Annotated in this window: 23 protein-coding genes; 12 read left to right on the forward strand and 11 right to left on the reverse strand. The window is 41.6% G+C overall.

Going from position 1 to position 23,951, the window contains the following annotated elements; all coding sequences use genetic code 11:
* Positions 1 to 11: 11 nt before the first annotated feature.
* Positions 12 to 1,448 carry an MBL fold metallo-hydrolase gene (locus GXP67_RS35255; protein ID WP_162447475.1) on the reverse strand — a complete coding sequence of 479 codons (1,437 nt, stop codon included), beginning with the start codon at positions 1,446 to 1,448 and terminating at the stop codon, positions 12 to 14.
* Between the two features lie 180 nt (positions 1,449 to 1,628).
* Here GXP67_RS35255 and GXP67_RS35260 point away from each other — a divergent pair, with 180 nt between their 5' ends.
* Entirely contained in the window at positions 1,629 to 3,563 is a 1,935-nt protein-coding gene (locus tag GXP67_RS35260; protein WP_162447476.1) for an AAA domain-containing protein, read from the forward strand.
* 101 nt (positions 3,564 to 3,664) lie between these two features.
* Here GXP67_RS35260 and GXP67_RS35265 read toward each other — a convergent pair whose 3' ends face one another.
* The 6 genes from GXP67_RS35265 to GXP67_RS35290 all read right to left on the reverse strand — a co-directional run bounded on the left by GXP67_RS35265 (position 3,665) and on the right by GXP67_RS35290 (position 10,129).
* A complete protein-coding gene (locus GXP67_RS35265; protein WP_162447477.1) occupies positions 3,665 to 4,072 on the reverse strand; it encodes a DUF2721 domain-containing protein in 408 nt (135 codons plus the stop codon).
* A 284-nt stretch (positions 4,073 to 4,356) separates the two neighbouring features.
* Positions 4,357 to 5,049 (reverse strand): NUDIX hydrolase, encoded by a 693-nt coding sequence (locus GXP67_RS35270; RefSeq protein WP_162447478.1) that lies wholly within the window; start codon positions 5,047 to 5,049, stop codon positions 4,357 to 4,359.
* A 153-nt stretch (positions 5,050 to 5,202) separates the two neighbouring features.
* Positions 5,203 to 7,779, reverse strand: a complete 2,577-nt coding sequence (locus GXP67_RS35275; protein ID WP_197901613.1) for a polynucleotide kinase-phosphatase — start codon at positions 7,777 to 7,779, stop codon at positions 5,203 to 5,205.
* Positions 7,780 to 7,801: 22 nt separating this feature from the next.
* Entirely contained in the window at positions 7,802 to 9,196 is a 1,395-nt protein-coding gene (locus GXP67_RS35280; protein ID WP_162447480.1) for a 3' terminal RNA ribose 2'-O-methyltransferase Hen1, read from the reverse strand.
* 203 nt (positions 9,197 to 9,399) lie between these two features.
* Positions 9,400 to 9,621, reverse strand: a complete 222-nt coding sequence (locus GXP67_RS35285; protein WP_162447481.1) for a hypothetical protein — start codon at positions 9,619 to 9,621, stop codon at positions 9,400 to 9,402.
* A gap of 130 nt (positions 9,622 to 9,751) precedes the next feature.
* Positions 9,752 to 10,129: a hypothetical protein gene (locus GXP67_RS35290; protein WP_162447482.1), complete on the reverse strand. Its 378-nt coding sequence runs from the start codon at positions 10,127 to 10,129 to the stop codon at positions 9,752 to 9,754.
* 106 nt (positions 10,130 to 10,235) lie between these two features.
* Here GXP67_RS35290 and GXP67_RS35295 point away from each other — a divergent pair, with 106 nt between their 5' ends.
* On the forward strand, positions 10,236 to 10,427 hold the full coding sequence (locus tag GXP67_RS35295) for a cold-shock protein (protein WP_162447483.1): 192 nt from the start codon (positions 10,236 to 10,238) through the stop codon (positions 10,425 to 10,427).
* A 106-nt stretch (positions 10,428 to 10,533) separates the two neighbouring features.
* On the opposite strand, the gene GXP67_RS35300 is transcribed toward GXP67_RS35295, so the two are convergent.
* The 3 genes from GXP67_RS35300 to GXP67_RS35310 all read right to left on the reverse strand — a co-directional run bounded on the left by GXP67_RS35300 (position 10,534) and on the right by GXP67_RS35310 (position 12,856).
* Entirely contained in the window at positions 10,534 to 11,271 is a 738-nt protein-coding gene (locus tag GXP67_RS35300) for a tetratricopeptide repeat protein (protein WP_162447484.1), read from the reverse strand.
* Positions 11,268 to 12,104 (reverse strand): phytanoyl-CoA dioxygenase family protein, encoded by an 837-nt coding sequence (locus GXP67_RS35305; protein ID WP_162447485.1) that lies wholly within the window; start codon positions 12,102 to 12,104, stop codon positions 11,268 to 11,270. The genes GXP67_RS35300 and GXP67_RS35305 overlap by 4 nt, the downstream gene beginning before the upstream one ends.
* 134 nt (positions 12,105 to 12,238) lie before the next feature.
* Positions 12,239 to 12,856: an N-(5'-phosphoribosyl)anthranilate isomerase gene (locus GXP67_RS35310; RefSeq protein ID WP_162447486.1), complete on the reverse strand. Its 618-nt coding sequence runs from the start codon at positions 12,854 to 12,856 to the stop codon at positions 12,239 to 12,241.
* 374 nt (positions 12,857 to 13,230) lie between these two features.
* Here GXP67_RS35310 and GXP67_RS35315 point away from each other — a divergent pair, with 374 nt between their 5' ends.
* The 5 genes from GXP67_RS35315 to GXP67_RS35335 all read left to right on the forward strand — a co-directional run bounded on the left by GXP67_RS35315 (position 13,231) and on the right by GXP67_RS35335 (position 18,600).
* The gene (locus GXP67_RS35315; protein WP_162447487.1) at positions 13,231 to 14,526 is read left to right on the forward strand and encodes a YeiH family protein; all 1,296 of its coding nucleotides are present in this window, start codon (positions 13,231 to 13,233) and stop codon (positions 14,524 to 14,526) included.
* A gap of 74 nt (positions 14,527 to 14,600) precedes the next feature.
* The gene (locus GXP67_RS35320; RefSeq protein WP_162447488.1) at positions 14,601 to 14,984 is read left to right on the forward strand and encodes a glyoxalase; all 384 of its coding nucleotides are present in this window, start codon (positions 14,601 to 14,603) and stop codon (positions 14,982 to 14,984) included.
* Positions 14,985 to 15,148: 164 nt separating this feature from the next.
* Complete coding sequence (locus GXP67_RS35325) at positions 15,149 to 16,465, forward strand: gluconate:H+ symporter (RefSeq protein ID WP_162447489.1); 1,317 nt, start codon at positions 15,149 to 15,151, stop codon at positions 16,463 to 16,465.
* A gap of 66 nt (positions 16,466 to 16,531) precedes the next feature.
* Positions 16,532 to 17,032 (forward strand): DUF2911 domain-containing protein, encoded by a 501-nt coding sequence (locus tag GXP67_RS35330; protein WP_162447490.1) that lies wholly within the window; start codon positions 16,532 to 16,534, stop codon positions 17,030 to 17,032.
* Positions 17,033 to 18,024: 992 nt separating this feature from the next.
* Complete coding sequence (locus GXP67_RS35335) at positions 18,025 to 18,600, forward strand: hypothetical protein (protein ID WP_162447491.1); 576 nt, start codon at positions 18,025 to 18,027, stop codon at positions 18,598 to 18,600.
* Between the two features lie 340 nt (positions 18,601 to 18,940).
* Here GXP67_RS35335 and GXP67_RS35340 read toward each other — a convergent pair whose 3' ends face one another.
* The gene (locus tag GXP67_RS35340; protein WP_162447492.1) at positions 18,941 to 19,498 is read right to left on the reverse strand and encodes an ExbD/TolR family protein; all 558 of its coding nucleotides are present in this window, start codon (positions 19,496 to 19,498) and stop codon (positions 18,941 to 18,943) included.
* A gap of 305 nt (positions 19,499 to 19,803) precedes the next feature.
* Here GXP67_RS35340 and GXP67_RS35345 point away from each other — a divergent pair, with 305 nt between their 5' ends.
* The 5 genes from GXP67_RS35345 (at position 19,804) to GXP67_RS35365 (ending at position 23,942) form a co-directional block, all read left to right on the forward strand.
* A complete protein-coding gene (locus tag GXP67_RS35345; protein WP_162447493.1) occupies positions 19,804 to 20,331 on the forward strand; it encodes an SET domain-containing protein in 528 nt (175 codons plus the stop codon).
* Positions 20,332 to 20,481: 150 nt separating this feature from the next.
* A complete protein-coding gene (locus tag GXP67_RS35350; RefSeq protein ID WP_162447494.1) occupies positions 20,482 to 20,775 on the forward strand; it encodes a hypothetical protein in 294 nt (97 codons plus the stop codon).
* Between the two features lie 203 nt (positions 20,776 to 20,978).
* The gene (locus GXP67_RS35355) at positions 20,979 to 21,533 is read left to right on the forward strand and encodes an alpha/beta hydrolase (RefSeq protein WP_162447495.1); all 555 of its coding nucleotides are present in this window, start codon (positions 20,979 to 20,981) and stop codon (positions 21,531 to 21,533) included.
* A 191-nt stretch (positions 21,534 to 21,724) separates the two neighbouring features.
* A complete protein-coding gene (locus GXP67_RS35360; protein WP_162447496.1) occupies positions 21,725 to 22,822 on the forward strand; it encodes a DUF4932 domain-containing protein in 1,098 nt (365 codons plus the stop codon).
* Positions 22,823 to 22,943: 121 nt separating this feature from the next.
* Positions 22,944 to 23,942: an alpha/beta hydrolase gene (locus GXP67_RS35365; RefSeq protein WP_162447497.1), complete on the forward strand. Its 999-nt coding sequence runs from the start codon at positions 22,944 to 22,946 to the stop codon at positions 23,940 to 23,942.
* Positions 23,943 to 23,951 lie beyond the last annotated feature (9 nt).

Here is a 23,951-nt window from a genome sequence, read left to right on the forward strand (position 1 = left end):
CCGCTTTTGGTTTATAAAGTATAGCTTTGCCCCCATTCTGGTATCTCTACCTGGTTGTACCCCTCTCCTATCAGATGGGCATGAAAATCGGTCATGCTTTTGTATTCACCATGAATGAGGAATATTTTCTTCAGTTTATCCGATGACTGGTATTTTACAAATCTGGTCAGGTCATCCAGATCGCCATGTCCACTGAATACATCAGTTTTACGAATATTTGCCAATACCGGAATTTCGTTCCCATTCGCCAGCCGGATACTCCGCATGCCATCCAGTAATTTCCTTCCCAGCGTGCCTTCCGCCGCATATCCGATCATCAGAATGGTAGCATAGGGATTATTAATATTTGTCATTACGTGATGTTCTACCCTGCCGCCCTGTACCATTCCTGAGGAAGAAATAATAATACAAGGCTCACTGTGGCTGGCTACAGCCCGGCTTTCCTTCATATTCTCCACATACACCAAGTTCTGGAAGTCAAACAACCCTTCGTGTTCTTCATAAAATGCCTGTGCCTCCTCATTCAACTGCTTTGTATACTTTTCATACACCTTGGTACTCTGTAATGCCAGCGGACTATCTGAAAACACTTTAATAGGCGGAAATCCCTGATTGGTGTATAATTTATTCAGTGTATAAAGCAAAGCCTGTGTCCGCCCCACACTAAAAGCCGGAATGATAAGCCTTCCGGGAATATCAATACAAGCTTCTTTTATAATCGTGGCCAGTTCTTCTTCCGGAGAGCCTTTGGCCTGATGCCGGCGGTTGCCATAGGTAGTTTCACAAATCAAATAATCAACTTCCGGAAAACGTTGTGGGTCTTGCAATAAAGGGTAATTGTTACGGCCAATATCACCGGAAAAACCTATTCTCTTTTTCTCTCCATTTTCTTCCACTTCAATCAGAATATTGGCCGCTCCCAGCAAATGCCCGGTAGGAATAAAGGTTACATCCAGCCCTTTTTTTATTCTGAACTTCTGGTTGAAAGCAACCGTAACAAACTGGTCTACGGTTTCATTTACCTGTTTTTCCAGAAACAACTCTGAGGGATTTATCTTTGTTTTTTTACCTGAGCGGCTTTTCTTCCGGCTTCCATTGCTGTGGATATGTTTCAATAGTTTCTGGTTCAAGGCTGCCGAATCCTGCAATAATAAGTGGGCGAGTGGTAATGTAGCGGATGTACATAATATCTGTCCTTCATACCCCTCCCGGATCAGGTTAGGCAAATTACCGGAATGGTCAATATGGGCGTGTGTGAGTAATACTACATTTATTTCGGATGGCTCAAAAGGAAAAAGGCTATAGGGCTGGAGCAATTTTTCTTTCTTCCCCTTCTGCCGGTCCATATCTGTGCCGCAATCTATTAATATCTTAAAATCATCTTCTAACTCCAGCAGATACATGCTCCCGGTTACCTGGCGGGCTGCCCCCCAAAACGTTAATTTCATATGCAGTAATAGGTATATACGTATGTAAACTCATGTAACTCAAAACGAAGCCAATGAGTTTGAGAAGGGCAAACTTAACGCAAGTGCACCGCAATTCAAATGGATAGCTGAGAATATATCCGGGAAGCAGGCTTAACTATAAATAATTGAGTAAAATGCAAAAAATTACTATCCTTGAGCATGAATCCGGCGATTGAAGAACTCAAACAATTATTAGCTATTCTAAAAACGGAGTGGGAAGAAGATGCCGCCCAGTATGTGGCTAAAATGGTGCATACTCCCTTGCAAGAACGCCGCAAAGAAGGCATGAGCTGGTATCCGGTAGTGGTAACCGAATCTGGTTTTGGATTAGGAGATAAATTATACCTGGAAGTAGAAAAAACCACAGAGATCTATACGCCTCATAGTTTTGGAACAGGCAAAGCAGTAGCACTGTTTAGCAACAGCGGGGATCCTAAAAAGCGGCCATCTATACAAGGAGTGGTAGCCAGTGTCGGATTTAACCGGCTGAAAATTATTTTCAACGAAGATGAACTCCCCGACTGGCTCGACGATGGAAAACTGGGAATAGACCTGCTTTTTGATGAAACCAGTTACAAAGAAATGGAGAATGCGGTAAGAAAGGTGATAGAAGCTGATAGAAACCGCACCGCTCAACTCCGGGATATTTTGCTGGGACATGCCAGGCCAGGATTTAAGCCGCTGAAATTTGATTTACAATTACCTCATCTGAATGAATCGCAGAATAAAGCCGTTCAGAATATTTTACTTTCTGAGGATGTAGCCATTATTCATGGTCCGCCAGGTACCGGAAAAACTACTACGCTGGTAGAAGCCATCATCCAGACCTTAAAAAGCGAAAAACAAGTATTGGTTTGCTCGCCTAGTAATACCGCCGTTGATCTGCTCACCGAAAAACTAGCATCCAGACAGGTAGAAGTGGTTCGTATCGGGAATCCGGCCAGGGTAAGCGAAGATATGCTGCAACATACCGTAGATGCCAGGGTTCAGGCAGATAAATTATATCCACAGATCAAACAAATGCGCAAACAGGCGGATGAATTCAACCGGCTGGCACATAAATACAAAAGGCAATTCGGCAAAGCTGAACGGGACCAGCGTAAACTGATTCTGGCAGAAGCCAGGAAATTATCCAAAGAAGCCAATGATACGGAAAAATATATCACTGATGCCCTGTTTGACAAAGCCCAGGTTATTACTTGTACGCTGGTAGGTGCCGCCAATCGTTATCTGACCGGAAGAACATTTTCAACGGTATTTATTGATGAAGCTGCTCAGGCTCTGGAACCAGCTACCTGGATTCCCATTCTGAAATCAAACCGGGTAGTTTTTGCCGGCGATCATTGCCAGCTGCCCCCTACGATAAAATCTCAAAAAGCAGAAAAAGCCGGGTTGGGAATCACGCTGTTTGAAAAATGTATGAACCGCCAGCAGGTATCAGTTATGCTAATTATGCAATACCGGATGCACGAACAAATCATGGCTTTTTCCAGCCAGGAATTTTATCATAATGGCTTGCAAGCGCATGAAAGTGTCGCTACTAAAGTTCTGGGAACAGACGAGGTACTTTCCCAGCCATTTGTGTTTATAGATACCGCCGGGAGCGGATTTGAAGAGAAGTTTAATCCGGAAAACCAAAGTATTTCCAATTTCGAAGAAGCCCAGATACTGCTCAGGTATATAGATCAATTGCTTACTCATCTGCAAAGTATCTCTCCGGTAGTACTGCAGTTTCCCTTCCGTATCGGCATTATCTCCCCTTATAGGGCGCAAGTAGAGTTTATGAAGGAAAATCTGGCACAATATGAAACCCTTGCCAGTTATACACATTTAATTTCTGTGGGAACCGTAGATGGATTTCAGGGACAGGAGCGGGAAATTATTGGCATCAGCCTGGTACGATCGAATGCCCGGCAGGAAATCGGATTTTTACAGGATATCCGCCGCATGAATGTGGCCCTTACCAGAGCAAAGCAGCATTTAGTTGTGGTCGGAGATAGTGCTACGCTTGCCAATCACCCGTTTTACAGAGATTTTCTCAGTTATGCAGAAGAAGCCGGTGCTTACCGGAGTGTATGGGAATGGATACAGTAGTTGTAGGTTAATGAGTTAAAAGATTATGAGTTGCGAAAAGTAAGGTTGGCTGCTAAAGGCTATACTCATTCACTCATTCACTCATTCACTCATTCACTCATTCATTCACTTTCCCTAGCCTTCTCCTCTATATCACTCAGCTGAATTTCAATAGCTTTGATAGACATATATAATTCTGCCATAGAATAACCCAGAGACGCCATCATTAATACAAGGCTTGCACCAAACACATATTTTGCCAGTTGTATTTGTTCGCCAAAAATCAGGAACATACATAATACACACAAGAATAAACTCGCTACTCCTAGTACCTGCATATCCCGGATCAGTGTCACCCGCCGTTTCAGATTTTTAATCTGAGCCCAGATCAGAGGATCGGGTTCATCTTTGTATTTGGCATGTAAATTCCGGATGAGGCTGGCAATAGCCAGAAAACGGTTGGTATAAGCAAGCAATAGCAATGAAACGGTAGGAAATAATAAAGCTGGTGCATTTAAAGTTAGTTCCATAACTTAAAAGCTAAACTCATTAAATAATATATAAATCCTTATCTTCAATGGAATTATCGCTTAATGTTCTATTACACACCTTTTATTAAATTATTTTTTCTTTCAATGGTAACTTTATTTGTTCAAATAAATTATTAAAATATCAATCAACAGTGTGTACATATAGTGAAGGTATACATTTGAAGATGGCAGGGTTATTGATCAAAATGAATCAAATTTAACCTACTGTTTGCATATCCACCTGTCGTTTATTCTATAAAGGCAGGTGGTTTTTTATTGTCCGGTCAGATCTCAAAATTGAAACCTCTGGATTTAAGTTCTTCATACCGCTGTTTATCGAACTGGTATAACCTGGCTGCCCGGTGAGCCACGCCTGCCTGCATTTCTTCCAGCGGTTTCAATAAGTTCATTTTCAGAATTTTCTTACGGAAGTTGCGCTTATCGAGGGGCTTTTCAAGTACTGTTTCATAGAGATGTTGCAACTCCGAAAGGGTAAATTTTTGGGGCAATAATTCAAAACCAATCGGCTGGTAGCGTACTTTTCCTTTCAATCTTTCCAGAGCCATTTGCAGAATTTTGGCATGGTCAAAAGCCAGTGCTGGCACCTGAGATATATTAAACCAGTGTGCCTGGTCAGCATCAGATCCTGCCTGCAGGAGATAATCCGATAATTTCACCAGCGCATAATAAGCTACAGAAACAGTTCGTCCTCTGGGATCGCGGCCTACATCTCCAAAGGTATACAGCTGTTCCATAAAGACTTCTTTCAATCCAGTTTCTTCTTCCAGTTCCCGCTTGGCAGCAAACTCAATGGTAGGATCTTCCATATCCAGAAAACCGCCGGGAAATGCCCATAAGCCTTTAAAGGGATCGGAGGCCCGTTGTATAAGCAGTACCTTTAATTCGCCATCATCGAAACCGAACAGAATACAATCTACGGTTACAGCTGGCCTGGGATATTCATAGGTATAGGGCATGGCAATGGGAATAATTGATTTTACACCAATCTTACAAAATTTAGTAATGTGCAAGTGCAGATACTTTCAAATTTTCTATATTTTCTGTTTTTACAGCCTACACTCTGCTCATTGCCACTCAATTCAACCCATTGGCAAATAAAGCAAATTGTATTACAACCTTGGATCTACAGGCTCGCTTTCTAAGGCCATTACGCCAAATACACAGGCATGTACCCGGCTTAACGGTTCTTTGTTTACAAATCTTTCCAGGGCTTCAATTCCTAGAGCAAATTCCCGCAAGGCAAGCGAACGTTTAGCCGACAACCCTCTGTTTCGTAGTCGTTCCATATTTTCTGGAGCCGTATATTCTGGTCCGTAAATAATGCGCAGGTATTCTTTGCCCCGGCATTTAATAGCTGGCTGAACGATTCCTTTGGTACCCCGGCTGATAAAATCCAGTGGCTTCACTACCATTCCTTCTCCCCCATTTTCGGTCAGTTCTGTCCACCAGTCTATGGCTGCGTTACGAGCCTGTTCATCCGTAAGGTCAACTATTTTATAAGGAGTAGCTTTGAGTAAACCGGGGTCAAAAGTGCAAATTTCGGCAATAGTAGACATATGCCAGAGGTGATCTTTGTCGGTATGCACAGCACCTTCGGTGGCCATGATATGAAAAGGAGCCAGCTTGTAATCTGCCAGGGAATAGACCGGCCAGCAATATTGCTGGTAAGACTTTGTAAACTGGGCAGCCATTTCTTTTCTGGCGCTATACTGATTGAGCAGATTTTTCACATCCAGACCTCTGCCATCTGCCTGGTACAATATATCCAGTACATCTGGCAAGGCTGCATTGGCCGCAGCACCAACCGCTGCATACTGATTTTGTAATAAAGCCTGCGCCTTCGCTGACCATGGCATGAGTTCACAATCCAAACACACCCAACTGGTACTAAACTTTTCCCAGAAACCGGCTTTGGTAAACGCTTCCTGCAACCGAAGAAGAAATTCTGTTTCCAGTGCCTCACTGGTAAAAAAACTCCGGCCATTGCGGGTATAACATACGCCTATTCCCTGGTTCTGCAAGCCAAACCTTTTCAAAGCTGCTTCTTCATCTTTGCACAAAATAACGATTGCCCGTGAACCCATATGTTTTTCCTCACAGATCACTTTTGTAATGCCTTGTTTGGCATAATACGCCAGGGCTTCTGAAGGATGTTCCAGATAAGTGGGCAATCCACTGGTTTCGCTTGGCGACATGGTAGGCGGCAAATAGATCAGCCATTTGGGATTTACCGCAAAACGGCTCATCACTTCCAGGGCAGCAATGGCATTATCTTCGCGAATGGTAACCTGACTGGCCAAACGGGTTGTGATGAGTTGTTTACCAATTACTTCCTCAATATTTAAAATATCGTCCTGCAAGTGCTGGGAGGAAAGTAACTGTGCCTTCTCCTTTTTGAAGTTCAGCGGACGAACGGATTCATAATATACTTTAGCAGCCGGTACACTTACCAGTTCCTTTTCTGGGTAGCGCAAAGCAGTGAGGGCATTGCCAAACACACAACCAGTATCAATATCGATGGTATGGTTGAGCCACTCAGGTTCTGGCACTGGCGTATGTCCGTATACAACCGTAGCTTTTCCTTTATAATCCGCTGCCCAGTTATACCTGATAGGAAGGCCAAATTCATCGGTTTCCCCAGTTGTTTCGCCATACAGACAAAAAGCTCTTACTGCTCCCGAACCCCTACCCTGCATGTCTTCCCGTAATCCGGCATGTGCTACTACCAGATTTCCCTGATCTACTACATAATGACTCACCAGAGTATCCAGAAATAGTTTAACCTCCTGCAAGAATTCCGGAGTTTCGTGAGAAAGCTGCTCCATTGTAAGTGCCAGTCCATGTTTGAGCTGCACATTTTTCCCGGAAAGCTTTTGCAATAATTTCATATCATGATTGCCGGGAACACAAAGCGCAGTTCCGGCATTTACCATGCTCATGACCAGTTTCAATACACCTGGAGAATCTGGTCCTCTGTCTACTAAATCGCCTAAGAAAATGGCTTTTCTTCCAACAGGAGGAACAACTGTGTAGCCAAAATTTTTACCATCCACTTCCGTTTCTGAAACTGAATAACCCAATTTATTCAGCAAGGCCACTAATTCATCATAGCAACCATGCACATCACCAATTATATCGAACGGTCCTTTTTCTGTTTTGCGGTTATTATATAATGGATCACGAATAATTGTTTCTATGGCATCTACTTCTTCTACTGAACTGAGCACATGAATATGCCGAAAGCCTTCCGTTTTCAGGTTCCGTAAAGATTTTCTCAATTGCTGCCGATGCTGGGCAATTACATGCCGGCCAAAATTGCGGTCCGGGCGTTTGTCGTTCCGATCCTGGCAAACTTTTTCGGGAATATCCAGCACCAAAGCCACTGGCAGGCAGTGATAATCTCTGGCTAACTGCACCAATGGTTTCCGGCTTTCCGGCTGTACATTAGTAGCATCAACCACAGTGAGCAAGCCTCTTTTCAGGCGTTTGGCGACAATATAATGCAGGAGTTCAAACGCATCGGTAGTAGCTGCCTGGTTATTCTCATCATCAGAAACAATACCCCGGCAAGTATCAGAAGAAATAATTTCGGTGGATTTAAAATGCTTTCTGGCAAAAGATGATTTTCCGGAACCGGAAGACCCGATTAATACCACCAGAGATAATTCAGGTATTTTAATATTCATAAGAGTACGCTGATTGAAAATACTAATTGATGGTAAAAACTCCCATTTGCGAAGGGGTACCCACTTCTGCATCTTCAGGTCCGACTGGCAGAAATTCAACCTGGTAATGATACTGAGAAGCGATATTACTTGCCCAGGTTTTAAACTCAGCCCTGCTCCACTCAAACCGGTGATCGCTATGCCGGAAAGTTCCGGCAGCCAGAGTTTCGTATTTCCGGTTATACTCGATATTGGGTGTGGTAATGATTACGGTTTGGGGTCTGGCAAAAGCAAATACTGTTTTTTCAAAAGCCGTTAGCCTGGAAGCATCCAGGTGCTCGATTACTTCCACAATAGCGGCCGCATCATATCCGGACAGGCGTTTATCTTTGTATAGCAATGACCCCTGTATTAGCTTGATTCTTTCCTGTTGTTTAGTGGGCAAACGGTCCAGATGCAATTTATCTTTGGCAATTTCCAATGAACGGTAGGATACATCCATTCCCAGAATCTGCTCAAATTGTTTTTCTTTGAGTAATAACCTCAATAGTTTACCTTCGCCGCAACCCAGATCCAGCACACGTTTGGCACCAGACTTAAGAAGTTGTTCCAGTGTTACTATCAATCGTTGTTCATGCAGTGTTTTTCTTTTTTCTATCACTTCCTCGGGCAGTTCTTCCTGTTCCTCTCCTGTAATTTCTTCGTCCGGCAATAAAACTGCAAAAGCCTGCCTGGTGAGTGCTCCCAGATTTTTCAGGTAGCGCCTGGTAATCTGCTCCTGTTCCGGATGGGTTTTCAGCCAGCCTTCGCCTTTCTCCAGTAATTTTTCCACCTCATGTTCGCCAATCCAATAGTGTTTATCATTGTCGAGCACCGGAATCAGCACATATAGGTGAGATAAAACATCCCTCAAACGCAGCCTAGCTTTTAAATTCACAGTGAAATACCGGCTCATGCCCCACTCCAGAAAACTGGAGTCGAGTTCATGCGCTTTCAGGCTTACTTCATAGCCCAATGGTTCAAACAACCTTCGCAGAAAAGTTTCTCCTCCTCTCGCAGGTAAAACCGATATTCCCACTTCTAATGGCAGTTTTTCATCCACTAGTTCCGGGCGGTCTTTACAAGTGCCGTTCATGGCGGTAGAAAAAGCTTTGGCAATGGCAACACTCATAAAGGAAGAAGCCACATACGGACGGTCATTTACATAATGCTCCAATGCAAATCCTTCTCCCGATGGCCCTTTGGAATTACGTACCAAGCCAATGGGATCGATGTCGAGCAGTAAGGCGATGGTAGTTTTCTGCTCGGTCGCTTCCGGATAAAAAATATGAATGTTACCCTGCGAAATCTCCAGGGTTTGCACCTTTGCCGGGTGTTTATATAACAGGTATCCTAAGTCAGTAGCTGGCTGGTGAGTGGTTGAAATGGTAAGAAGCACAAGAATATTATTTTAATAAAGAACACTGGAACCTACCCTGGATTTATAAAATTTCAGGATGAACAGGATTAAAACAGTTCAGAAAATAGATATATACGTCAAAAAGGACTCATCACTCAATCTCATTGAGAATGAATTACTGAATAACAGATATATACAATATTTCTATGTAGCCCTTCAGAAAATCAGTTATGCTGTAATTTCTATTCATCCATCCGTTGTATAAACTGAACGATCAACTCATGCCTGTCTCCATCGGTATCTATCAGGTTAAATACCAGGTGAGGATTATCTTTGGTGCTGTTATTTTCTATTTCCTCTATGGTATTGAACGCCGATTTTTTCTGAATTTCTTCTTTCAGATCAGCAATAATTTTGGCAAATTCTACTTCGATCAGACTTGGGTTGTAATGGATGGTTTTCATAGAACAGGGGTTAACAGGTTATACAAAATTGATCATTGGCCAATTATCCATGGTCTACAGGCCACAGAATAACTTAGCTTATAATTTAAATAACATTTCCACTATGAACCATAGCTATGGACTAATTAATTTACAATGGCTTACCTTGTGCATATATGATTTCAGAAGCTAGTCCCATCGCATTAAACCGGACAGAAACTGTTTTTGCTTTTGAATTTCCAGTATCACCTTTACATTGAGAGCCGGTTTCTATAAAGTATACGTAAAACTTCTGCGTACGCTCAGATAATAACTGTATGTCTGGCTTACCCAGCACATCAATAATATCTTGCTGAGAGTATCCCAATAATTCACGCCGTATATTTTCAAAATCTACAGCCAGTTTCGATCGAATTCCCTGGCAAGCCATCTTGTCCTGCTGCCAGAGCTGATGGTCAAAATTGACGAACGTTTTAGAATCACTACAGGCGCACAAAAGGACTAATCCAAGCAACAGACCGTATTTCATTGTAAGAAAATAACTTATTTCAAATAAAAATATAATAATTGGAATATTGTTTGATTTTTTTATGAATAGATTTGCAGCTTAAATAATAAATACATTTTACAAATTTATGCCACAAGGTACAGTAAAGTTCTTTAACGAAAGCAAAGGATACGGCTTTATTAAAGACGATGATTCACAACAAGACATTTTTGTGCATGTTTCAGGTTTAGAAGAAGAAATCCGGGAGAACGACCGTGTTTCTTACAAAATTACCGAAGACAAAAGAGGTAGCAAGGCAATCGAAGTGAAGATGGTATAATCCTTTATATCCAAGTTCAGATTTGCTAAATCCCCTAAGTTGCTCAACTTAGGGGATTTTTCATTGTTGATATAAAACAAAAGGCTCATACATGATGAGCCTTTTGCTATTGTGTTTCTCCGCAATATTGGGTTACGGCTTGTTTTGCCGCCTGATGTCCCAGGCGGTTGGCTTGTTTGAGGCTAATACACCCTTGTTCTTTGTTCTGTGCCGACAAATGAGCCAGGCCTAAACTATAATAGGCTTTTGCCATCTTTCTATCCAGCTCAGCCGCTTTAGCAAAATCAGTAATACTTCCTTTCAAATCCTGTAGCTCAAACCTAAAAACACCCCGGTTATAATAGGCATTCGCGTCGGAAGGTGCTAACAGAATGGCTTTGTCGAAGTCAGCTAAGGCTTCTCTTATTTTACCGGTTTTATGGTAAATAAAAGCCCGGTTGGTATATAAATCTGAAGAATCCGGTTGTAAAGTAATCGCCTTATCCGAATCAGCAAGAGCGTTACTCATATCATTTAAAGCTAACCTCACTTGTGCCCGGTTATAATAGGGTTTATAGGATTCCGGATTGAGTCGAATGGCCTGCTCATAATCCAGCAATGCTTCCTGGTATTTTTTTAATTCAAAATACGTTACAGCCCTGGCATTAAAAGCTTCCGAATTTTCCACATCTTTCTCAATCGCCTGGTTCAGATAAGGCAAGGCTTCGCTGAATTTTTGCGCCTGCATCATTTCACGGCCTTTTTTCAGAAAAGCTTCAGAAGATTGAGTACAGCCGGTAAGAATAATATTAAAAAATATAAATAATACTAAACCTTGTAGGGTAATTTTGAAATAGCCATTCATAATTTAAAAGGATGAAATCTTACACTAGTGTATAAGGCTATACGTGAGTTACCACTTTCGCCTTCTAATCGCCTATGATAACCGAAAGTATTTGCCATAGCCAAAGTATTTGCTTTGCAGGTAACTATTGTTTCTTTTAAAGCTCTCTGATTAATCTCTTCCTCTGTAATTCTTCTGGAAGGAGATGGTCGCTCAGAAATACTATTCTTATAATCATATCGAAGCCGGGCCATATTTACTTTTTGAGTACTTTTCACATAAGCAAAAGGCGCTTTATTTAACGTAATATCCTCCAGATATAACCAGGCCTTATATGTATCATAATAGGTATCAGAATGCATATGTGTTTGTGTATCTGCATGACGGTTCCCTTCTCCCTGTTCTAGCACTTCCAGCCATTTTACAATATTTTCCGGCTTAATACCTTTTTTTGTGGTGCTTCCAAACAAAGTCAATAACTTTTCATTATTAAAATAGTTGAGTAGCGTAGGTGCTTTCGTAATCAGTTGATCAGTCAAATCAAATACTTTTAAAGAATTAGGCCCATCTTTTATAACCCTGCTTATATTAGCAGGATCACTTATTAACTGCATCGCTTCCTGTTTAATTTTTGCAAATTCTTCTGCAGGCAAAAAATTGGAAATAACCAGTAAGCCTTCTTCTTTTAATGTATTAATTTGATCAGTTAAACTGTTACCTTCGCTTTTTGACCGTATCTGGCTTGCCAAATTGGCCATAATGATTCTGAATGGTTGTACGCCTATTTTATTTAATAACGTGCTATCCACAAGCTTTTCCTTAGAAAAAATTTGAGATAAAGGGTTTGCTGCCATGTTATATCAATGTTAGGTAATTCAAATAATAGAGATTTCAGTTGCTATATGAACATAACTAAAAACATCTGCTAATTTTGAGTCGGGTTTTAAAAAATCCAAGATAGTTTTAAAAAATCCAAGATAGTAAATATTTAATCCTCCACTTCCAATTGTTCGAGAATCTGGGCAAGCTGATCAAAATCTTTTAGTCCTGGCCTGATCTCATGGCTACCTTTCAGGGCAATTCCTTTGATTGAGGTGTCAGCTAACAGTTTTTCAACATCCACCAACATACCTCCAGCGTCCAGCAGAACCGGATATAATGCTGTTACCTCGCCAATTGTAACAAGTAATTCCTCTGTAAAACTTATTACCTCAACCAGAAAAAAGTCGACATATGGAGCAACTGGCTTATACTTTTGTTGAAAATCTGTAATCGTCCAGCGTTCCTGCCAGATTACTTTACAAATCAGAGGAATGCCTGCTGAATGTAATTCTTCCCAGTTATCTGAATCCTCTGTTTGCAGGTAATCCAGAGAATAAGTAGCCAGTAAACTTTTCAGGTCCGTATATTCTGCCCTGGGTAATTCTCCTACTTTTTTTATCCCGGCCACCCATTCATTTATCACTTTAAATGTCTGAGGTTCTACATATCCCGGTGAACTGGCATCCAGCTCGAACCCAAGCATTTCTACACCCATCCCGGCACAATATCTGGCATCGCTCAAATTGGTAATGCCATTTACAATAACTATGGTTTTTAATGCCATCCGGCAGTCTGTTTACAAATTTTAACCAAATAATCATTCCGGATCTTTGTCCCAGATACGGTTCAGGCTGATTACCTTGTATGATCCTGATGCAAATATAGGAGCTTTCGGGCAGGTTTACCCTGTTTTGCAGCAGCAATCTCATTTAATCGCAGGCGAAAAGAGTATGAATGCTTTCAGAAGTATCTTTTTTGTTTCCTACACACTCTACATATACACACCCTGCATATTTATTGTATCAACCAGCACAATTGCCTGTATTAACTAGACTTGAAAGGATAAATAGAGGTTAATCCGGCTTATTATACTTTTTTCATTTGTTTTTATTCATTTTTTTAGAAATTTACAAGCTAGTCCATTTGTTTCGTACCACCATGGCTTTAGTGAAAACCACCTCAAATAAACTTACCACGATCACCCGCAATGAAGACTGGGCCAGTGTGCTTATTGGATTCTTGTTGATCGGCATTATTCTGTTTGTATATAAACCCGCTGTTGTAAAGTTTAGCTGGAACTCAGCCCAGACGTTCCTGGCAACAGCTACCCATTCCGTTAGTCTGATGAATTTTTTATCAGTTACCTTACTATTACTTGGCGTAACGGCTTTATTGCGCATTGTGAATAATGAGAACATCCAGAGTTTTATTGCTGGCTTTATTGTGCTTAGCCTGCTATCGTATATTTCGCTGGTACTGACAGCCAATGAGGCACTCAAGTATTGGGGGCTGGAATATGTAATTTTCTCTTTGCTGCTGGGCATCATTTTCCGGACCATTTTTGGGCTTCCTGCTTTCTTGAAAGAGGCGGTAAACTCTGAGTTTTATACCAAAACCGGACTGGTGATCCTGGGAACGGGTATCATATTCGCCGACATTTTACAGGCAGGTGCCTTAGGACTGGCGCAGGCCGTGATTGTGGTGCTGTGTGTGTGGTATTTTGCTTTCTGGGTATCCAAAAAAATGCGTTTAGACGACGAACTAAGCGCCATGATTGCCAGTGCTGTTTCTATCTGCGGCGTTTCAGCGGCTATTGCTGCCTGCGGCGCTATCAAAGGGGATTCCAAAAAACTTTCCTATGTAGTGTCACTTGTTTTGATCGTAGCGGTGCCCATGCTGGTAGTAATGCCCATGCTTGCCAATGCCATGCATCTGTCACCGGCGGTAGGTGGTGCCTGGCTGGGTGGAACCATTGATACAACCGGTGCGGTGGTTGCCTCTGGTGCCTTGCTGGGTGAAGATGCATTAAAAACTTGTACCATTGTTAAATTTTCTCAGAATGTATTGCTGGGAGTAGCGGCGCTCCTGCTGTCTGTTTCCTGGACATTGAAGAAGCAGCCAGGCAAAAAAGTGGATTACCACGTCATATGGGAGCGCTTTCCTAAATTTGTGCTGGGTTTTCTGGCAGCCTCCCTCCTGTTCTCCTTTGTATTGCAGCCTGAAACAGTAAAAGCCGGTAAGGATAGTTTTAAATTTGTTCAGACACTATGGTTCTCTCTGGCCTTTGTATGCATCGGTCTGGAAACTAACTTCAGAGATCTGTTCCGGATGGAAGATGGCAGGCCGCTGATGGCTTTTCTGACGGCACAAACCTTTAATATCATTATTACTTTAGCCATTGCATTGCTTTTATTCGGAGGAATTTTGTTTGCTGTACCTGTTTTTACTAAATAAGTTGACACCAGCCGCTTAGATTTTTAAGAATACATCCGCTAATTGATTTATTTTACAGACATAATTTTCTAACCATGAGCCGGGACAGCCAGCTACTGAATGTACGTCCGACTTTACATATTGACAGTGAATCAGCCTTGCCGGAAGAGCAATTCCAGAACCAGACATTACGGCCAATACTTAAACTACAAAACGATTTGCTGCTGGTTATTTTTGAAAGCTTCCTGGCTGAGAAAAGCATACATTTTGAACGCCTGACTGCTTTTCAACAACGTGTTTCGATTGAGAATGCCATAAAAAAAGATCTGCCCGTCCGGCATACCTTAATCGGTTGTATTATGGGTTTGCTTACCAAAGCAGAATACGAAACCTTTCTGGCAAACCGGCTGGCCTATAACAAGCGATTAACAGCCCTGATCATTAGCCGGCTTACCGACCAGCTGGTGAAAGCACAGTAGTAAACTGGTCAATTGTTGTTGGTAATAGGTAATAGTCAGAAGCCATAATATACAACCTGATACAAGGTTTTATAAAAATAACAAACTATTTAGGCAATTAATAATCACTACTAACAACTGATTGATAAACAATAACCATACTTTAACTTTTAACCCGTTTTTTCATGCCCCTGCTGATTGTTGCCTTAGGAATACTCTTGTTGCTCCTGTTAATGCTAGTGTTCAAGTTGAATGCATTTTTATCCCTGATCCTGGTTTCGCTGGTAGTAGGCATAGCGGAAGGGATGCCGGCAAGTGCTGTGATCACTTCCATTCAAAATGGCGTAGGCAGTACACTCGGTTCGCTGGCGCTGATCATAGGTTTTGGAGCCATGCTGGGCAATCTGGTGGCAGAAAGTGGGGCTGCCCAGCGGATTACCTATAGTTTGATAAATAAATTCGGCATAAAGAACATTCACTGGGCAATGGTGATCACCGGGTTTGTGGTGGGCATTCCCTTGTTCTATAATGCTGGCTTTGTGATTCTGATTCCCATTGTATTTACCCTGGCTGCTTCTACCGGCCTGCCTCTGGTGTATGTAGGCATACCAATGGCAGCGGCTTTGTCGGTAACGCATGGGTTTTTACCGCCACATCCCGGACCTTCGGCCATTGCGGTAATTTACAAAGCTGATATAGGCTTAACGCTGGTGTATGGAACAATCATTGCCATCCCAACTATCATTCTGGCCGGACCTGTGTTTTCCAAATTCCTTAAAAACATTAATTCTAATCCACCTAAAGGATTGTTTGTAGTGAAAGAATATACCGATGACCAGATGCCCAGTTATGGTGTCAGCCTGTTTACCGCATTAGTGCCTGTATTGCTCATGGCGATCTCTGCCTCTATCAACTTTTTTCTGCCACAGGACTCTCCTGCCAGGCCAGTTTTCTCCTTCCTGGGCGATCCGGTGATTGCCCTGCTCATTTCGGTGCTGGTAGCCATTGTAACGCTGGGCCTGAACCGGGGAAAATCCATGACAGAAGTGATGCAGATCATTACCAGCTCTATTTCGGGCATTGCCATGATCTTACTCATCATCGGAGGTGGAGGTGCGTTGAAACAAGTGCTGGTCGATAGCGGTGTAGGAAATTATATTGCAGACCTGGGCAAGGAAGCGCAGTTTTCTCCCCTGGTACTGGCCTGGAGCGTAACTGCTTTGCTCCGGATATGCTTGGGTTCTGCCACGGTGGCCGGGCTTACGGCGGCTGGAATCGTATTGCCGGTGATCGCCACCAGCGGTGCTAACCCCGAACTGATGGTGCTGGCCACTGGTGCCGGCAGCCTGATGCTCTCGCATGTGAATGATCCCGGCTTCTGGATGTTTAAAGAATATTTCGGCCTGACACTGCCCCAGACCTTATCCTCCTGGTCGGTGATGGAAACCATTGTGTCGGTAATGGGTTTGCTGGGTGTGCTGGTGCTGGATGCATTTGTTTAACCCAAAATAGTGGTTTTCTTTCACTAAATCATTATATTTACCCCTCATTTAATCTAATAATCACCTATGAAACAAATCGGAATGATGGTAATGGCACTTTTGTTAACAGTGACCTTTACGTATGCCCAGGATAACAAACAAAGCCCCAAAGCCACCGTAGATGGAAAGGTTATTGATGTTACTTATAACCAACCTTCGCTTCGTGGACGGGCCTTTGGAAAAGAGCTTGCTCCCTATGGAAAAGTCTGGCGTACTGGTGCAGATGCTGCTACTACTGTTGTATTTGCCAAAGACGTAAAATTCGGAGGTAAAGACGTAAAAGCAGGCACGTACACCCTGTACACCATCCCTACTGAAAAAGAGTGGACTGTGATCCTAAATAAGCAAAATGGTCAGTGGGGTACTGTATATGATGAGAAGCAAGACCTGCTCCGGGTGACTGCTCCCGTAAAAAAAGCCTCCTCTCCTACTGAAAAGTTCACCATTAAAGTAGATGATAAGGCGAATGCTTCTGACCTTGTAATGATGTGGGCCGATGCGACCGTAAGTGTACCGGTAACGTATTAATCCGCTTTCACCTGTTGTATGCAGCTATTGCCTCCGGGGCAGTAGCTGCTTTTTTATTGCCCTTTATGCTGGCTTCTTTCCAATATCAATTTATTTTATCCCTCTCTGTACGTGATATAGCAGCCCATAAACCAGACTGTTTGTAGCACAATACACCGGATGCCGTAACGAAACAAGTGTACATCAGACACACACCTGCCTTTGAATGGTTTCATAAGGCCTAGGTTGCCGGGTACAATGCCTATGTACAAAAAAATAATGCTTGTGAACTCAGGTACAACTCCATTCAACACGAAGACAGTGCCTGTGCCCACGGGCAACTATGCATGTGCACAAGTTACAAGACCTCTGCACAGATTTATAATGCCTGTGAATAAAGTCAGCAAGGTTATGTACAAACTCAGGAAAGCTATGTACATTTTCAGCAAGCCTGTGTATAAATTCAGCAAGGCAATGTACAAACTCAGGGAGCCTATGTATAAGATCAGATGAGGTATGCACAGTTTCAGCAAGCCTGTGTAAAAAGTCAGCTAAGCTCTGCATTATACAAGGACGGCTGTGCACACTTTGTACTTATCTGTGTATACACTCAGCAAAGCTATGTATAAATTCAGTTGGGCTGTGTAAACTTTCAGCAAGCCTATGTACACTTTTAGTATGCTTATATAGCTGTAAAGGATGGCGTATATAAAACATAAGTATGTTGTGTATACACAATCTCTGCCTTTTACAGGTATCTTAACAGTTTACTAGCATTAGCATTGTTGGAGGTAAGGGAACTTATAAAGCTATCAATCACCTCTTTTTACGTACATCTCAGTATAACCCAGGAAGGGTAAGCAAGTAAGCCGGTATACTTACAGAGCGGTTTTTTAGCGAATAACCATCGTCTCATTCGCATTGCGTTTATTTCCTTATATTAGCAAATAAACGCAACTATTCACAACAGTGGTGTTTAGCCATATGTTGGGCACAAATAAGAAAAGCGAGAAATGATTTTTACTTACCTACTCTTTTGGTGTACACTTTTTCAAGTATCCTCTTGGAAAATAACTCATATTCAAGAGGAGGGACAAGTTTTACTATTAGAGTTGGAAGCTGAAAAAGATACTTTTCTTTATAGTGAGTCTCTTCTGCTCACAGCTCGAGTTAAGAATATAGGTAAGCAACCCGTTTACCTCCCTATTGATTTTTCTGTAGTGAGTAATCTCTTACCTAATGGGGCATCCGGGACTATATTTAATGGCGGCGTTATTCAATTTCGGGTACAACCCATTTCAACATCATCAGTTCTTTATACTGAGAATTTGATCAGGATTGAGCCAAGAGATTTTATTAAACTCCCTCCTCAACAAAGTTACGATTTCAAGTATGATCTGAACATTCATTTTATGAAAATCAACCGTTTCTTATCTGAGGATGACAGCCTGCTACCTATTGAGAGTGGGAAAACTTATCAAATTCAAGCCAGTTATGAAAACAGTTGGAACCATAAAAAACGAGTCAAGAATAATTTTAAAGGAAAATTGCACTCCAAACCTATTACAATCTATTTAAAAGAAGAATAAAATACTGTGCCCAACACTGAATTCAGCCCGCAATTATGCTGCTTCAGCTCAAACCTCAGCCAAGCAATAATTGCGGGAATTTATGTTCCATGGGCCATTATAAACTCAAATGACTCTTAGTTGTTTTACACATAAATTTCAATTCTTCTGAATATTTATATAACGCTTTAATCTCTTTTACTAGAGTTGCCAAAAATCTAATGATGATTTTTTCAGAGAAAGATTGTGGGTAGCAACAAACAAATTTATTGAGCTTATGCTATCCCAAGTTTTTATTGAACAGCAACCAAATGTCATTGTAAATAAACTGGAGAATCTAACCCTGTAGATTCTCCAGCTATTACATTTCTATCTGTGTGGCTTCTGCTTCAGATAAACGTCTTGGATATACTTTCTGAACATATTTGAGCATCTGGTTTTCTTTTGGATTTTTTTCGTCTAATTGCAGATAATGATCAACTGTAATTCCCAGTTTTTCTGCCCGAAGTTCATTGTAAGCTGCCATTAATTCATCCAGCACTTTTAAATAGGTATTATATTCTGTACCTCTGTCGGTTTTCACAGAAACAACCGCTATCTGGGGATTATCAGATAGCGTAGGATCAGCACCGTTATTAGCAAGAAATCTTTTTGCTTCTTTCCTTAACGTATTAATATTCATAGGCATATCTTCTACCAGTAACTCATTTTTGGAATTGATAATTACCTTCAATACATTTCTATCATGTACATCTGATGGACGATTATTTATTGTTTTTTCTGGAGGAAGAAGCATCTGGAGTCCTTTATCAGCTCCGATGGTAGTAGTTACCAGAAAGAAAATCAACAATAGAAAGGCAATATCAGCCATTGAACTTGCATTGATTTCGGGCGTAGCTCTGTTTGTACTTTTAGCCATAATCATTTGAGTTTAGGTGTTTTTATTTTGAATAGATAAACTTTTATCTAATGATGCATAGACCATCTATTTTCCATACGCATAGTTTTTTATTTTTAAAATTTACCGCATTTTGGTGTGGGCTGCTGTAATGTGTTATGCTGAAAATGACGATTATGCAGCGTAAGTTATAATCACATTGAAGTTGAATGGAAAATACAGTACCCAACCTATAGCAGCCCGTCCTGTCGCACCACATAGCTCCACCGCAGCAGAGCATGTACGGAGGTTTTTGGTATATTAGTGCCGATTAAGGAAATCTAAGAATGACCCATACAAAAGTCACTAAAAGAAATATTTCCTCCTTCCGGTCTATAAAAACGGAGATAAGAGTAAGTAACACGGAAGGGCGTGGTTTATTTGCTAAAGAACCCATCTCTAAAGGCGAAGTTGTTTCGGTGAGAGGGGGACATATTCTCACCAGGCAGATGGAGGAAACAATGAAGAAACCTCTTGGCTATTGGGGATATCCTATTGCCGATGACCTGGTGCTTGCACCACTCAACAGGGAGGAAGTAGAAAGTGTAATGATGTTTTTAAATCATTCCTGTGAGCCAAATGTGGGCATACTTGGTCAAATCATCTTTGTTGCCATGCGTGATATTACTGCTGAAGAAGAATTAACGATTGATTATGCCATGTTCGGAGCAAACAAAGAGCCAATGCCATGTAATTGCCGGTCTATCCTTTGCCGGGGACTTATAACTGACTCAGACTGGAAAATTGAAAAACTGCAGGTAAAATACCGGGCATACTTTTCTTCGTATATTCAGCTGAAAATAGATAACATTTAAAAAAGCTACTAACCCATACTTGCGCTAATATCGCACCTACTGCTAAGCAGGCCACCTACCAATAAAAATAAAACTAAATCTGGTGGCTTCAATTATAACATAGGCGCTTAATACATTCGTTATCTATTCGTGTAATTACTATTAATAAATATGGACGAAGATATTGAACAATTCACCAGAGAAGAGCTAATTACGGAAATTAAAAAGTTGAGAGCTGGCATCCGCACCCATCGGGATAGCAGCAAACATGAACTCTGCTGGCATCATCCCCAATTATGGAACCTTTTACCCGAAAAGATCGCTCCTCAGCTGGCTGTACCAGCCTGGCCCCAATTTATGAGAGGTTGTTTACATTACCGGGAGTCTCTGGATATTCAACTAGCAAATGCACCCAGAGTCAATGAAGAATATGACGGTACATCGACCAATCAAGATGATCAATGAGTTTTTCAAACACAGTTCCATACAGTCAGAGCAGAAGGATTATAAAGCTGACTAAATTATGAGTAGCCACATTGCATGCTTCCGGCAACACTCCAACACATGGCCACTACCTGAAGCATTGATATGCCGGGAAGCCATGATCTATAGGAGGTCATTATAAAACCATAGGCAGTCATCAAACTCAAATCACAACTTCTATTATTATGAACAAGCATGTGCTCTTTATACAAGGCGGAGGAGGTAAAGAAGATTATGCAGCTGATGCTAACCTTGTTGCTTCTTTGCAAGAGGCCTTAGGAGAAACTTATCTAGTACATTATCCCTTCTTGCCCAATGAGTCAGGGCTGGATTTTGGGCGCAAAAAGCAAATCGGCAAACATATTTCTTTACACAAAGGGGAAATCATTCTGGTGGGGCACTCACTGGGTGCTTCCATGTTGTTGAAATACCTATCGGAAATTAAGACCCGAAAAAAGATAGCAGGCGTTTTTCTTATTTCTACCCCGTTTTGGAGCGGCGACGAAGATTGGAAACAAGGCTTCAAACTGCACAAAAATTTTGCTGACAAGCTACCGAAACATATTCCGGTTTTTCTCTATCATAGCAAGGATGACAAAGAGGTACCTTTTGACCATCTCGAGATTTATGCACAACATCTGCCAAAGGCAACTGTTCGCAAAATAACCAGCGGAGGCCATCACCTTAACAATGATCTATCGATGGTAGCCAGGGACACTAAATCGTTATCAAAATCATAAAGCTAAAAAGTAAAGGAATGTAAATTAATAGATGTCCCGGAATAATATTTCTGTAAAGACGCAAAACATCCAAGTAAGCGAGCATATATTTTGACAAAAAACAACCAATCGTTAACACTTTCCGCACCGACAATCCGGGAGGTCATGGCAGTGTATGGACTTGATAGGTTAGCAATTTATTAGTATAAAAAATGATGATTAGATTGATTATTACAAGCTGGCTGCTGCTTTGTTTGAGTGAGTCCGTCACAGCGCAAGAGAAAAAAATTATTGTAGAAGTAAGAAAAAACATTGAACTGCTCAGTACGCTTAACAATCAAATCTCTGCCACTTTTCTCAAGGATTCTTTGGCCGACTCCTATCTGTATAAAACTACCCGCCTGATGCGGTTAAATTATGAGCATTTCCAGTCCTTTAAGGAACATCCAGCCGTAACAGCTACCCAGCAACTAGCTGATAAAATCGGCACCGGCGTGTATTTGTTAGGCCTCTATTATGAGGAATTTCCCCAGCTAAAGCAAAAACAACCAATATCTGAACTTATTCTTCAGGCAATCCACCCCAATAAAGATTCAGCCAATTACTTAGTGAATGCTTACTTTAAGCAAGTGGTGCAATTTTATCACGATACTCACTTTGAGCAGTATTTCTTAAGCAACCAACCCCTCTACCAGTTAGCCGTCAACGAAGTAAAGCAAAACCTTCCCTCAAGCCGTTTTATTCCTACCATGGAGGCTTATTATGGCATGAAAAAAAACAGCTATTATATTGTAGTTATGCCTTCTTTCAAATCCGGATGGGGGATGGCCTGGGAATTAGACGATAAAGGAAAAAAAGATGCCTTTAATATTGTCGCTCCTTTGCAGGAGCAAGTTTTGGGCAAAGACAAACAGGTACTGGAAGCGGGCTTTAATAATTCCCATGAGATCAGAAACTTATCGGTTCATGAATTTGGTCATTCTTTCGTAAATCAGCTTACCATGCGGTCTCCTTTCGCAGCGCAAATCAACGGCTACAAACATCTGTTTAAGCCGGTTCCTAACCAGGGACAATATTCAGATTGGGAAACGATTTTCAACGAACATGTGGTCAGGGCTGCAGAGGTACGAATTGCCTTAGAGCTGGGACAAGCCAAAGAAAGCAAACGCTTGCAGGAAGCGTATAAAGATTGGATCTATTTGACCCATTTTATTGAACAACTCACCTATTATGAGCACAACCGACGTACGTACAAGTGCTTCGAAGAGTATTTGCCAACCTTAATAAATTCTCTGAAAAAGTTAAAATAAGAAACAGCTGGTAACACTATTCAAGCGGACTTTCCAGCTGCTCAAGCGAAAGCCGGATGTACGAAGAATATCTGAAACGTTATGTGAAATGGTGAAATACTTGCATTCTCATGGGTAAATAATGAAAAGAAACATCTTTCGAATTCTCAAGTACACCGTATTTATTGGGATAATTATTGTGTTACTACAGGTGTTTCTACCCCGAAGCTATAATGTTCCTCCCTTATTCCCCCGGCCTACTACACAATTCTGGAACCTGCCCACCGGGTCAACCATAGCCTATACATTAATCTCCGGCCAGGGAAAAAAGAAGCCTTATCCGGTTATCTATTTACATGGGGGGCCTGGGGGTTACATCCGGCAGAGCTTTATTAAGGATATAAGCGCATTGGCCAATGAAGGCTATGACCTATATTTGTATGATCAGATTGGCAGTGGGCTGTCGAAGCGATTGGATACGATTACACATTACACGGTAAATCGCCACATACGTGATTTAGCTGCCATCATAGAAAAACTGGGGAAAGGTAAAGTTATATTGATCGGACAGTCGTGGGGCGCTATTCTGGCTACTTTGTTTGCGGAGAAATATCCTCATAAAATAAATAAGCTGATACTCACCTCTCCCGGACCCATTTATCCTGTGAACAGGAAACTGGCAAACCTTCCGGCGCCTGACAGCCTGCATTTTATCAAACCCTATTTTACCAACGCACAAGGAAATAAAAAAGCGAATAATATTCGTACCAGAACTATGGCATTTGCAGCAACCAGGTTTGGAATAAAACTAGCATCAGACCAGGAAGCGGATGCATTTGCCACCTACCTCAACTACGAAGTGAATAGATCAGTCGTATGTGATACGGCAAAAATTTTAGATATGGATGCCGGAAGCGGTTTCTTTGCAGGAATTATGACCTTTTATGATCTGTTGACTGTGCCCGATCCAAGACCCGGGCTTAAAAAGCTAAATATGCCTGTTTTAATCATGAAAGGAGAATGCGACAATCAACCGTGGGCTATACAAGTGAATATTTATCGGTGTTTAGCAACCATCGTCTGGTGGTCATACCGGATGCAGGCCATTCTATTTCTATTGAACAACCCATACTTTATCTGAAGTCTATAC

This window comes from Rhodocytophaga rosea (assembly GCF_010119975.1).
GTDB lineage: Bacteria > Bacteroidota > Bacteroidia > Cytophagales > 172606-1 > Rhodocytophaga > Rhodocytophaga rosea.